General features: G+C 39.5%; 10 protein-coding genes. 4 read left to right on the top strand and 6 right to left on the bottom strand.

Going from position 1 to position 12,786, the window contains the following annotated elements:
• Positions 1-273: 273 nt before the first annotated feature.
• The 6 genes from ACMX3D_RS24050 to ACMX3D_RS24075 form a co-directional block, all read right to left on the bottom strand.
• Entirely contained in the window at positions 274-2,058 is a 1,785-nt protein-coding gene (locus tag ACMX3D_RS24050) for a M61 family metallopeptidase (RefSeq protein ID WP_482748319.1), read from the bottom strand.
• 472 nt (positions 2,059-2,530) lie between these two features.
• A complete protein-coding gene (locus ACMX3D_RS24055; protein WP_482748320.1) occupies positions 2,531-3,214 on the bottom strand; it encodes a Crp/Fnr family transcriptional regulator in 684 nt (227 codons plus the stop codon).
• Between the two features lie 204 nt (positions 3,215-3,418).
• A complete protein-coding gene (locus ACMX3D_RS24060; protein ID WP_482748321.1) occupies positions 3,419-4,627 on the bottom strand; it encodes a GspE/PulE/PilB domain-containing protein in 1,209 nt (402 codons plus the stop codon).
• 263 nt (positions 4,628-4,890) lie between these two features.
• On the bottom strand, positions 4,891-6,066 hold the full coding sequence (locus tag ACMX3D_RS24065) for a HetZ-related protein 2 (RefSeq protein WP_482748322.1): 1,176 nt from the start codon (positions 6,064-6,066) through the stop codon (positions 4,891-4,893).
• A gap of 855 nt (positions 6,067-6,921) precedes the next feature.
• Positions 6,922-7,272 (bottom strand): carbon dioxide-concentrating mechanism protein CcmK, encoded by a 351-nt coding sequence (locus ACMX3D_RS24070; protein WP_482748323.1) that lies wholly within the window; start codon positions 7,270-7,272, stop codon positions 6,922-6,924.
• Positions 7,273-7,361: 89 nt separating this feature from the next.
• Positions 7,362-7,673: a carbon dioxide-concentrating mechanism protein CcmK gene (locus ACMX3D_RS24075; RefSeq protein WP_482748324.1), complete on the bottom strand. Its 312-nt coding sequence runs from the start codon at positions 7,671-7,673 to the stop codon at positions 7,362-7,364.
• A gap of 151 nt (positions 7,674-7,824) precedes the next feature.
• On the opposite strand from ACMX3D_RS24075, the gene ACMX3D_RS24080 reads away from it, so the two are divergent.
• The 4 genes from ACMX3D_RS24080 (at position 7,825) to ACMX3D_RS24095 (ending at position 12,731) form a co-directional block, all read left to right on the top strand.
• Positions 7,825-8,712 (top strand): alpha/beta fold hydrolase, encoded by an 888-nt coding sequence (locus ACMX3D_RS24080; protein WP_482748325.1) that lies wholly within the window; start codon positions 7,825-7,827, stop codon positions 8,710-8,712.
• A gap of 232 nt (positions 8,713-8,944) precedes the next feature.
• A complete protein-coding gene (locus ACMX3D_RS24085) occupies positions 8,945-9,421 on the top strand; it encodes a hypothetical protein (protein WP_482752416.1) in 477 nt (158 codons plus the stop codon).
• A gap of 190 nt (positions 9,422-9,611) precedes the next feature.
• Complete coding sequence (locus ACMX3D_RS24090) at positions 9,612-11,498, top strand: iron uptake porin (protein ID WP_482748326.1); 1,887 nt, start codon at positions 9,612-9,614, stop codon at positions 11,496-11,498.
• Positions 11,499-11,672: 174 nt separating this feature from the next.
• On the top strand, positions 11,673-12,731 hold the full coding sequence (locus ACMX3D_RS24095; RefSeq protein ID WP_482748327.1) for a hypothetical protein: 1,059 nt from the start codon (positions 11,673-11,675) through the stop codon (positions 12,729-12,731).
• The last annotated feature ends 55 nt before the right edge of the window (positions 12,732-12,786 follow it).

The following is a 12,786-nucleotide window of genomic DNA, read 5'->3' on the forward strand; positions in this document are numbered from 1 at the left end:
TGATTATCTCAAGTGATTCAATTATGGTTACATATCTCTCTTTTTGTAGAGATTTTTCGTAAGCAGACATTAATATTTTATTTTCATCTTGCTCAAAGATAAAGCAGTTATACCCAAGCCTATCTCTAGCTTGAGAAATTTAGTTTTATGTCAGGGAAATAAGATTCTATGTTTTTCTAGGCAGCTATTTAATAGAACATATGCTTAGGGGCGCAATATATGCGCCCCTAATTAGTTATGATTCAGAAATCAAAACATACAAAAGTAGCAGTATTACCGAAGAGTAGTAAGCGGTACACCTAACCAGCCAGCAAAGTTTTCTTTTTGGGTTGCATTAGGATTGTTGACTGGAACGACCTGATACTTACTAGGACGAGGTGCAGCCAAGGTGACAGAACAGGTACGCAGTTCATCTTGATGAAAAACTGTTACCTGAATAACGTCGTTTGGTTGGTAATCTTTTAAGCGATCGCTTAGTTGATGGGCTGTTACACGTATGCCAGCAATAGCCAGTAACTCATCACCAGCATCAATTCCTGCTAATTGTGCAGGTGAACCGAATTCAACAAACTTAACTATTTCTCGCCCATTCTCGGTGTTTAATCTCAAACCAAAGTAAGGTTCTTCTTCTTTGTCCGCAATCACCTGTAAGCCAAAAGGTTCTAGGTACTGATTAAAAGGCAACTCTTCAGTACCGTTAATGTAGCGGTTAAAGAAGTCAGTCAAATTTATTTCTGCTACAGATTCAATGACTTCCTGCAATTGTTCTGGAGTATAACCAATTTCTTGTTTGCCAAACTTGCGCCACATTTGCCGCATCACATCATCCAAAGAACGCTGATTTTTAGAGCGCTCTCTAATCAGCAAATCTAGCAGTAAAGAAACCATTTCTCCCTTCAAATAGTAGGAAATTTGGGAATTATTGCTATTAGCATCTGGGCGATAGAGTTTAATCCAAGCATCAAAACTGGATTCGGCAAGTGATTGCACTTTTCGTCCTGGTGTGGTAAGAAACCTGGAAATTTCCTTACTCCAGTTATGAAAATATGATTTAGCATCATAAATTCCTGCCCGCAGAGGAATGAGTAAATCATAGTAACTGGTAGTTCCTTCACAGAACCACAAAGAAGATGTATAATTTTCGCGATCGTAGTCAAAAACTTCTAATGCTTTTGGACGAATGCGTTTAACATTCCATAAGTGAAAAAACTCGTGTGCTACCAGTTGAATAAAGCGATCGTATTTATCTGATGAGCTAAAACCAAAACGCTGATAAATTAAAGAGCAACAGTTTTTATGCTCCAAACCACCATAAGCTTGAGCAAACAAATGTAGCAGAAACACATATCTGTCGTAAGGTAAACCACCAAATATCTGTGCTTCTACATGAATAATTTTTTGAATATCGGCAATTATTCGTTGTGCTTGGTAATTTCCTTGTCCCCAAATAGCCAGTTCATGAGGTTTTCCCAAAACTTCAAATTGATATAACTCGTGATAACCAATTTCAAAGGGGCTATCTACAAGAGTGTCAAAATCGGCAGCATAAAAGGTAGAAGACTGTCCCTCAACTGAAGGTAAGGCAGTAGTGACTCGCCATTCTGGATGCGGTGGCACAATAGTGACTTGAATGGGTAACTTTTCACAACCACGTAATCTAAAAAACAGGGCTGCGCCGTTGAAATAACCGTGGGTGCTATCTAAATGGTTTGTTCGTACCGATAGCTCATTGGCAAATATGCGGTAATGCACCGTTAATTCAGAAATACCGTTTGTGTTTACTTGCCAGTGGTTTTTGCTGATTTTCCGCCAAGACAAGGGCTGCTCTCCAGCAAAGGCTGTAAAATCTTGTAAATTTTTGGCGTATTCCCTTACTAAATATGATCCTGGTGTCCACACCGGCATTTTCAAGTCCAGTGTTGGGGATGAGTGATTAACAAGTCGCAAGCTCACCTCAAACAGATGGGTTTCTGGTTGGGGCATTGCTACCAGGTAATGAATCGTTGGCACGGTTTCCTTAACGCCAATTTCGAGACGAGGTGCTGTTGCTTCAGTCATTTGTAGTAGTAGACAGGAGTGATAAGTTATGAGTTTATAGTTATTAGCCAATAATTAATAGTCAATGGAAGGACTTTGTAAAGAACTAAGAATAAAATAGTATAAAAATAAGATTTTAAAAAATTTACAATTAATTAATATTTTATAATTGATGTCAAAGCTTCAGGTCTTTTTATCCATAATTAATTAATTTTTCCTAGCAAGTATGTGTTTCCAGCATTCTTGATGCTCAGAGGTTTTGCATCTGCAATAGTCAATAGACCTGATTTCAAAACTTGCAACTCAACTCTTAATGCTCAACAGGAGCGCAAAAAGTTGCATACGCGGTCTCTGCCATTCACAATTTTGTCAGGTTTTTTTTAACACAGACAACAGCTTTTAGCACTTACGTTAGCGCTCTCTTGCCTGAAGAACTTATGCACAAGAATTTCGGCAGCATCTAAACTTCTGTGACCCCACACTCTACCCAAAATTAGACTTTGCCGGCCAAATTCATTAATTGCTTGAAGTTAACCAAGTGAATGATGTTATTAACATTATCAATTGTGATCCATCCTTTTTCATGTAGTTTTTCCATGATTTTGGTGGTTTCCTCTACTCCGATTTCTGTCACTTCTGCCAGATCTTTAAAGGGAATATTAAAAATTTCTTTACCTTGCTGTGATTCTTGTCCGTAACTTTCACCCAAACTGACTAAGGTGTGAGCCAGTTTCACAGCCGGTGGTGAAGAGCGGATCTGCAAGCGCTGGTTAATTTGCCGCAATCTTCGCACCATCAGTTGCAACATCCGATGATGCAATTGTGGATCTTTAAATAAGATTTGAATAAAACGCTCTCGAGAAATGCTGAGTAACTTCACAGGCGAAAGGGCAATTACATCAGTGGAACGGGGAGATTCATCTAAAATCGCCATCTCTCCAAAAAAATCGCCCCGACCCAAAATTGCTATGGCAACAGAATCATCTCCAGAAGTACGACGGACTTTAACCCAGCCAGATACGACGAAGTAAACTGCATTACCCCAAGCATCTTCCATTAACACGGCTCGTCCTATGGGATATTCGTGATCAATTGCAACGTTGAGCAGCCATTCTAAAGTTTGTGGGTTGGCTGTACTCAGTAAGGGGAAAAGTTCACTAAAAACCTCAGTCTGCATGAAATATCTGTAAAAATGAATTCAATAATGGAAAATTAACTTGACTACTATAAGTTTTAAACCCGCTACCATAGTATTAATACATATATAAAATGTAAAAATTTAAACTAACAATCTATGGTTTATCGGTCTAATGTTCCCTTACAACATAGCAATTATGTCAGGGATCGAAATCAGCGGTTTTACTGACAGAATTGTGATTTATTATTTGCTGATTGAATCACTATTTGCTGTGAGTATTTTGACTTGTTGGTCTAAATTTTCTACTATGCGGTTTAATGCATCTAAAGCATCTGATTGCTCTGGTGTAAGGCTAGAGTTGAGTAGTAGTCGTTGATGTAGTTCCTGTAATTTATAGCTGAGTTGTTGAGAAATGCCCAAGACATCACGGCTGAGACGGGCTAATTGTTGTTGTTGATAAAACTTTAAGGCTGCTCCCCGCAATACTTGTAGTGTAGCTTCTTCACCGTAAATTCCTGGCATCACTCGCAGGCGTAATAGCAACCGGTTTTGTTGATATACACATTCTTTTTCTATTTGTTTTGGTTCTGTAATTGTAGTTACAGGTAACCCAGCAAATCGTTTTAATTCATTAAGTACACCTTGAAAAACCGACAGAGGTAAATTGTCTAATACAGATTGCAAAACACCGTTATCACTCCAGAGTATCCTACCTTTGTAAGGTTGTCTTTCTAAATACAAGCGACCAATTCCGCCACCGAGAACTCGTCCAAGTAATTCTTCTAGTAGTTTCTTGGGTGGGAGTGATGCTAACACTTCTACAGGAGTAGATAGTTCTGGGGTAGGAACGGGCAGGATAGTTAAATTTGTTGTGAGTGATGCTTCGGTAGTTTCTTCTTTGAACTTTTGCACGAAAGCTGAAAGGTTGGGTTCGGGAAGTGGGGGGAAATCTGCTAATTTTCGAGCATTTTGAGGTGTTTCTATGTGTGCCACCATAGATGCTGGTGGTTGCGGCTGATGTTGAGATGAAGTGATGTCAGAGTGATGGAGTTGTTCTAGTTTTGGGGCAGAGTTTGTTTGATGATGATTGACTGCTTTAATATCTGAGCTAAACGTATTTTTATAGTTAAGATAGGCAGAAAGTATACTGCGGTGGCTATCAGTGGGGATTTCTTGAGTCACCATTGTGCAGTTGATATAAGACAAGATGCGATTCACGTAATCTAGTGCGCCGCTATCTTGTGGATGCACCATACCGAGAAGTAATTTGTTGCTTTCTAATCTAAAGGGCAGAATTTGGTGGTACAGACACGCTTCAAAGGACAGGAGATGATCAATTAGCTGAAATACCTGTTGTCGATCGCTTTCTTGCTCTAAGTTTATCGGTATGTTGGATAGTACCTGCTGCCTGCTTGCTTCGGTATCATTGGGTTTGTCCTCTGAAGACAACATAGGTTTGATTATTTAAACTTTCCTTATATTTTATTTTGCTCTAAGTTACTTGGCAGTAAATAAAGATACTTTGTTATCTTGTTAAAAGTTAAATTAATTACTCTCAGTCAGATGATACTCAGTTAAATGGGTAAGGGAGCAGGGGGAAAGGTTGCTAAGTTAGGAAACCCTTCCGAATACGTTCCGCCAATTCCCAATCAACTGATTTTTACTTGATAATCATGTTTATGGGTATTAATTGCGGCGATCGCTTGTTATACTCCTTATTCTTCGCTTCTCAACGATTGGGCTGTCAGATAAATTTTTGTCCATTCCCCCATTGCTTGATGACTCTTGAGATTTAACTTTTGAGCTACCGCTTCAATAGAATCACCTGCTTTGCGTAAATCTAGCACCTGTCGTCCAATGGGAGTTAATTTTTCATAAAGTTGCTGCCATTGGTTGGGTGTAAGTCCCAAATTATGTTCTTCCAAGGAAATTGATAGCCAGCTATTAACGAGTTCTGGTTTACCTTTAAGGGCAAATACACGAACTGCATGATAGCTGATTTTTTCGCGCAGGCGGTAAATTTCCCGAATGGGTTTGTTTAGTTGCTTGGCAATTTCATCTTGAGATTTTCCTTGGAGATACAATCGCAACCAAGCTACAGCTTCTTGTCCGAGATTTTCTTGTAAATAGTCGGCAAATTCTGTTTCTACAGATTGTCGCAGTGATTGTTGTTCTTCTTGTTGCTGTGCTTCTTGATATTCGGCGATCGCTTGCGTATCTACCAAGTTAACGCGATTATCACTGTCATCGGTGAGAATTTCTTCGGAAACAAGTCTCACCATGTCGCTACCTGGCACTTGAGTTAAGCCACCACGTTGAGTCCGACGTAAATAATTAACAAATCTATACACGAGTAGAGGTTGATTGCGTACTGGTCGCAAAGCATACTCTTCTATACTGGCGAACAGTAGTGTATCTTGTAGTCGTCTGTCGGTGGTGATTTCTGCAATGCAAGCCATTTGCTGCTGCATATAAGAATCGCTTTGTAGTAATTCTTGGATAACTTCTTGTAATACATCCATGACGCTGCGTTGGCGATCGCGGCTTAACGCTACCCAAGTTTGAATTTTATTGCGTAAGCTAACTAAACTTCCCAATCGCGTAATTAAGTTGCGATATGCACGTTCTCTACCAATTCCCAAGTAGCGTTGATGTAAAATTTTCCAGCGATACTCCATTGCTTGCTTGGCAATCTCTAGTTCTTTGGGGTCTAATGATTCAAATCGTTTTAAGTCTCTTCCCAAAAGCCACAAAACAATACTCTCCCTCACAGATGCGCTTTGTTCCGAGATCTCTACAGTTAGGCGTTTACGCCAATACTGCGCCAATTTTTCTGCATCTGTTGCCATAGTGAGATTGCGTTCCTCAAAACCCTGCTGTACAGCTTGCATCACAACCCCCGTTCGTCACTCTTAACATTTGGCTGGCAGTTGTTCATGAATCTGTCACCTTCATGAAGACATTTCAGCGATTCTATTCTTATTACGTTTTTATTCCCAAACTTTATGCAGAAGTTTTCAGATTGTGATTTTTACTTTTATTCTCTGAGTAATAAAAATTTCAGTCTTGAGAAATTTGCTTCCTGATCTGAAATATTTTAATTTTTGTAACTTTACACTCAATAAACCCGAAAAGCTATTTATCCAAAACTGAGGAGGACAAAATCACGATCAAGGTTCAGTTAATAAAAGCTGACACTTTACACTTCTGCTAAAGAACTAGTGGAATTTACCCATGTTCCGACGTGATTTTTGGTAGAGAAGTTTCACTTAATCAATACTTTTTTAGGTATTAGATAATATGTAATTTTTCTTATCAATCTCGACTAGCTTGGTTAAATTTTTCTATGATTTTCCCAGATGAAAGCCAGAACTTGCATTCAAAGCACTTCATCCTTATTCTTCGGATTGGTAATTGAGGGTTAACAGTCATCCATCAACCATCAAATAGCTCTATTCCTTCTTTGTTTAATTAAAAACTGTCAAGCTTATAGATAATGAAATGTTTTTGAATGACATTCAAACTTTGTAATTTTCTTTACAGGCAATTTATTCTGCAAAAAGAAACTTGCAAGTTGGGGTAGGAGATAGTTGTTGCTGGCATCTATGACAATTCAATAGACTTAAATTTCAACAACATATATAGCAAAAAGTCAATAGTCTAGTCTTAATTATTAATCATTGATTAGTAGTGAGACTGTAGACTCTTGACTTTAGCTTTTTGATTAATAGCTGATGAATCTAACTTTATCGTCCGTTAGAAGACCTAACGATGGGATTTTCTACAGAGTCTCGATACTGTTGGACTTCATCTGTATAAGCAATTGGTAAAACAGCTTCGACGTTTTCATGGGGACGAGGAATTATTACCCAAGATTCTAATGTTCCACCATAAACATTTTCTGCTGCTTCCACACCGGCAGCCATTGCGGTTTTCACTTCCGAAACATCTCCACGAATATTGACTGTAAAACGAGCGCTACCAACTCTGATATAACCAACAAGGGTAACTCGTCCAGCTTTTACCATCGCGTCTGCTGCTGCTAGTACAGCAGGAAAACCTTTAGTTTCCAGTGAACCAACTGCCTGTAGTGACATTAGCAATCTCCTGATATAAATAAACGTATGTGGTAACGCTACAAGTTAATTGTAGAAAGCTTCGTTACAGATTTTAATGGCAAAATCTTTTAGAAGATACGGAACGGTTCAGATTTTTTAGTGAAGTGGATTGGTAGTATAGTTTCCACATTTTCCGGGGGATTAGGAACTATATAATGGGTAATTACTGTTTCAGCCTTTACTTGCTCCCCAGCATTAATACCTTGTTCAACCGCTCTATTTACTTCAGCAACATGTCCTCGGACAGCGACAACAAAGCGGCCACTTTCCGCTAGACCATAATAAACCAGCGTGACTGCGGCAGATTTCACCATTGCATCTGCTGCGGCTAACACAGATGGAAAACCTAGAGTTTCGATTACGCCAACCGCCATTGGCATGGCATTAGCTCCTGAGACACTAAATAAGTATTTTTTATTCTACGAGGGTTTTGCTCCAATTGTGACATTGAGGACTTTTTTTCCGTACACTGAGTAATCAGCTTGCAGATCAGCACTATATTTAGTAACTGGGTGCTGTAAAGTATAAGTTATGTTTCCAAGTTTTTTACCTGCCGCAGTTGAGCAATTAACAGAGCCAGAATCGATCGCACTAGCTCGTAGTATTCAAAGTCAAGCGATCGCTACTCCTTTATCTCATCAGCCAATTACCACAACCTATGTTAAACAAGGCAGTGGTGGCATACCTATTTTACTAATTCACGGCTTTGATAGTTCCGTCTTAGAATTCCGACGGCTGTTACCACGGCTGGCAGAAAATAATGAAACTTGGGCAGTGGACTTACTCGGTTTTGGCTTTACCGACAGACTCGCAGGCATACAATTTAGTCCTGTTGCCATCAAAACCCATCTATATTATTTCTGGAAAACCTTAATTAACCAGCCTGTAATCCTGGTGGGTGCATCGATGGGAGGTGCAGCCGCGATTGACTTTACCCTCACTTACCCAGAAGTAGTCAAAAAACTGGTGTTAATTGATAGCGCAGGTTTGAGGGCGGGTTCTGCTTTGGCTAAATTCATGTTTCCGCCGTTAGATAATTGGGCTACTCAATTTTTGCGGAATCCCAAAGTCCGCGATCGCATTTCTCGTACTGCCTATAAAAACCCCAGTCTGATTTCCCTTGATGCCTCGTGTTGCGGCGGTTTACATCTAGAAATGCCCAGTTGGCATCTCGCTTTAATTGCTTTTACTAAAAGTGGTGGTTACAGTGCTTTTAGATTTAAGCAACTGGCACAAATTTTACAACCAACGTTAATTCTTTGGGGCGACTCAGATAGAATTTTAGGCACTACAGATGCCAAGCGATTTAAACGAGCAATTCCCAATAGTAAACTGATTTGGATTCAAGATTCAGGTCATATCCCACATTTAGAGCAACCACAAATTACAGCCAAACATATTCTAGAATTCCAAGACTAATATCAATTTCCGATAAATACTTATAACTGTAAAGGTTACGCAGGGGTACTTGCTACAACAGGAAGGTTTTCCTGTTGCAATGGACTCACTACAACGAACTGGCGCGTGAATCCTAATGGCCAAGGCTTTTCTAGCCATCCACTGATTTTTTCCGGAAATTCACGTAACAATTTCCACAATTTATGAAATTATTAGTTACGATTGTTTGGATTTTACTGCTGGTAGGGTATGAATCTCTGTGTGGTGTAAATATAGTTTTATTGCTCCTGTTAGTCTGAGTCTGGCTCTATTAGTTACTGGTTGTGAGAATAAAACCTCACAATGTCAGCGGCTAATTCAAGTTGTCAATGAAGGAAATGCGCTTATTGATCAAAATAAAGGCAAGCAAGCAATCACTAGCTTACAACTATCTAAAGATTTAGAAGCTATTGATACATCTTTAGAAGAATTAAAATTGGCAGATCCCAAACTCAAAGAATATCGAAGCAGTTTCCAGAAGGTATTTGATAACCTTAGTCAAGCCATTGGCAAGGCGGCTAACGCTTTGGCTGCTGCGAAAACAGCTGAAGCTTCGCCAACAGGTAGAGAAAAAATCAAACAAGCCAGAAACGAAATCGACACAGCCTTAACTGCTGCTGCGAAAACAGCTGGCAAAGAATCAGACACGTTAATGAATGATCTCAATAAGTACTGTAGCCAGCCAGAGTGAAAGTATGAAGTATGAAGTATGAAGGCTGAAGGTGCTAGGTATAGAGCTTATTCTGATTCTGAATTCTCCTGTAATTTCATACTTCAGAATTCATACTTTAGAATTTTTATAACTTTTTATACAGAAATATCCTGAAGAACACCAACAACCTTTGTCAAAAGGAATATTGGTGTTAGTCAAGAGATATACCATGAGTGACATAAGTCTACTGATGCTGGGCGTATTGACAGTCGGGCAAACATCTCCACCAAATAATTTACCAGAGCCGCCTGTAGTTCAGTCAGACAATGGAGTGCAGCAACCAACAGAAGAGAATTTATCTCCAATTTCTTCAGCTGCGGAAATCACACCGCCTGAATTCATGCAGTTTGATAGCACTTCCCAAGTTATCGCTGCACCTGCAAATCAGCAGTATCAAAATCTACTGAATAAAGTTCATAAAAACATTAGTTCGCAAAATTCTCTTACGCAAGATTCCCAACCACTGGAAACCACGCCAGAATTCTCATCATCTGCACAACTACCAATTTCGCCAGAGTCTCCCGCAGCCCCAGAATTTTCTGAGTCTGAGGATCAGATGTCGCAAATTACATCGGTTTCGCAACTGGATGATGTGCAACCCACTGACTGGGCTTTTGGTGCTTTACAGTCTTTAGTTGAGCGCTACGGTTGTTTAGCAGGAAGTACAAATGGAAATTACTTGGGTAACAGTCCTGTAAATCGTTATGAATTCGCCCAGAGTTTAAATATTTGTCTGAATCAAATTCAGGAATTAATTACTAAAAATCAAGCTAATAATATTACTAATGAAGAATTAGAGCAAATACAAAGGTTACAATCTGAATTTCAAAGAGAATTACAGGAAATAACCCAACGTATTGATGTTTTAGAAAATAAAAATGTTGAATTAAAGTCTCATCAGTTTTCTACGACAACCAGATTATTTGGACAAGCTATTTTTAGTTTACAAGGAACAAACACGACGAATGTTGATTTGTTTCCTAGAGATGGAATACCGGAACGTCAAGGTAAAACAAATATAACTTTTACTGATAGCGTACAGTTAACCTTAGCCACTTCCTTTACCGGGAAAGATTTATTAATTACAGGAATATCAGCAGGAAATTTAGGTTCTAATGCTGCTTTAGTTTCTAACAATATGGGGCGATTGAGTTTTGAATCTAATACAGAGAATAAACTCGTAATTAATGACTTGTCATATCGATTTTTGCTTGCAGATAATTTGGGAATTGTAGTGGGTGCATCTGGTGTGAATCCAGCCACTACCTTTCGTGGGATTAACCCATTAGAAGGTTCAGGAGATGGGGCAATTTCGCAATTTGGTCAGCGTAACCCAATTTTGAATATTGGTAACGGTACTGGTGGTATAGGTTTTGACTGGGAAATTAGCGATCGCATCAGTCTGCAAGGTGTTTATAGCGCAGAAATTCCTAATTTTTCTGGTAATAGCAATTTTGGCGGCTTATTCGGTGGTAGATATACCGCAGGCGCACAACTCACCCTCGCGCCTACTAATAATATAGATATCGGCATAGATTACATATATTCCCACTCCTCAAATGATTTACTCGGTACTGGTATTGGTGATGGGCAATTAATTTCACCATTTGCACCTAGTAGAGCTTTGAATACCCACGCTGTTGGTGCTACTGTGGCATGGCGTGTGAATGAAAATTTGCAGTTAGGCGGTTGGGGTGGTTTTTCCTCATCCAAACCAGTTAATCTCTCTGGCAGTGTAGAAACTACTAACTGGATGGTATTTGCAGCGTTACCTAATTTAGGCAAGACTGGCAATCTAGGCGGTATTTTAGTGGGACAACCCCCCAAAATTACTTCAAGTAGCTTACCTGATGGCTTCAATTTTCCGAACTTTTCCAATGGCGGAACGCCTGGGGGACGTAAAGATACATCATGGCATGTAGAACTTTTTTATCGCGCCCAGCTAAATGATCATTTGTCTCTAACACCAGGCTTATTAGTTGTTTTTAATCCTGATCACAATGCAGCTAACGACCCTTTGATAGTCGGCGCATTGAGAGCAACCTTCCGGTTTTAACTCCGTAATCATGTAAATGTAATCACAAGGGTTGAAACCCCCACTCCGTGTTGTCTTACTACTGTTGACTGTCAGCAATTTTTAAGACTGTGCAAGTTATATTTTTAACTTTTTTTCACGCATTAAAGTTTGATGCGTGTTGTTTTTGATGAGCAAATTCGGAGCAGATTTTTTATGCAATTAAAGTCATCAGCCACAAAGATAGGCTGTGCAGTTTTGAGTAGTAGCAGTTTAGCAGCAGTGTTTATCGGTTTAGGGGGGAGCAGTGCTTCGGCTCAACTAATCATTCAAAGCACTGGTACATTATCAGGAAGCTTGGAACTTCCGAGTTTTAATCCCAATTTTAATAACTCAGTCACTCGCATTGATACTGATTCCCAAGGAGTATATCAACGTAATATTGGTACTGCAAGTAGGCCTAATTATGTGCCAGTTTACCAGTCTAATTATGTAAAGGTACTAACACGTGCTGATGGCAGTTTGCGTTATGTCGTTGACTTCAAAGGCATTCCAGTCATTTCTTTCAATGGAGTTTTGACTTCGCCTGCACTTTCGGGTGGACAATTGACACCTTTTACTTATCAAGGAAAAATCCCAAATATTTCATTTCAAGGAATAGTTCAAGATGAGTTTGGGTTCGCAAAAGCTTTTTATACTGGTGTTGTTACCGACCCAAAAACTGGTAAGCAATATCAAGGAACTTTTCAGTTGAATGGACAAGGGCCAAGATATAGCGATCGCAATGGTGGCGAAAGTCCTACGGTCTTTGATTATAAATCAGATATTCCCGGCAAGCCCAGCGTCACCACTTATGAGATGAAAAACACTCCTTTGGTGAGATTGAGCATTACTGTACCTGCCAATGCTACGCTAATTAATTCCGGTGGTGGTGGTAGTACCTCAACTCCCACTACACCTACAATCAATAATCCTCCTACTGTTCCATCTGTACCTAGTACACCAGTTCCAGTATCAGTAGATAGTGGTGCGATCGCCACTGCTCCTACACAGACTAATAATGGTAGTATATTTGGTCAAGCTAATTCCCCCTCACCCTCAACCGACTCAAATATAGAGTTTAGTAGTGGCTATTCCCTCACAGCTAATCCAGTGAGTTTAGAGGTTGCTGCTGTTCCAGCCAAGATTTGTCACAAAGAGTCTCTCAATTGTCGCTCACAAGTAACTGTGGCTAAACAAGCAATTGGCCCACGCAGTCGAATTCTAGTACGTTAAATTTTTGTAACAATTTTGCGCAGCTAGGTAATATAGGAATCCGATTTGATTACTG

This window comes from Anabaena sp. TISTR 8404, assembly GCF_056847745.1.

Excerpts from the sequence above, each read along its gene's own strand:
- ACMX3D_RS24050 (WP_482748319.1), bottom strand. The coding sequence starts at position 2,058 with ATGACTGAAGCAACAGCACCTCGTCTCGAAATTGGCGTTAAGGAAACC.
- ACMX3D_RS24055 (WP_482748320.1), bottom strand. The coding sequence starts at position 3,214 with ATGCAGACTGAGGTTTTTAGTGAACTTTTCCCCTTACTGAGTACAGCC.
- ACMX3D_RS24060 (WP_482748321.1), bottom strand. The coding sequence starts at position 4,627 with ATGTTGTCTTCAGAGGACAAACCCAATGATACCGAAGCAAGCAGGCAG.
- ACMX3D_RS24065 (WP_482748322.1), bottom strand. The coding sequence starts at position 6,066 with ATGCAAGCTGTACAGCAGGGTTTTGAGGAACGCAATCTCACTATGGCA.
- ACMX3D_RS24070 (WP_482748323.1), bottom strand. The coding sequence starts at position 7,272 with ATGTCACTACAGGCAGTTGGTTCACTGGAAACTAAAGGTTTTCCTGCT.
- ACMX3D_RS24075 (WP_482748324.1), bottom strand. The coding sequence starts at position 7,673 with ATGCCAATGGCGGTTGGCGTAATCGAAACTCTAGGTTTTCCATCTGTG.
- ACMX3D_RS24080 (WP_482748325.1), top strand. The coding sequence starts at position 7,825 with ATGTTTCCAAGTTTTTTACCTGCCGCAGTTGAGCAATTAACAGAGCCA.
- ACMX3D_RS24090 (WP_482748326.1), top strand. The coding sequence starts at position 9,612 with ATGAGTGACATAAGTCTACTGATGCTGGGCGTATTGACAGTCGGGCAA.
- ACMX3D_RS24095 (WP_482748327.1), top strand. The coding sequence starts at position 11,673 with ATGCAATTAAAGTCATCAGCCACAAAGATAGGCTGTGCAGTTTTGAGT.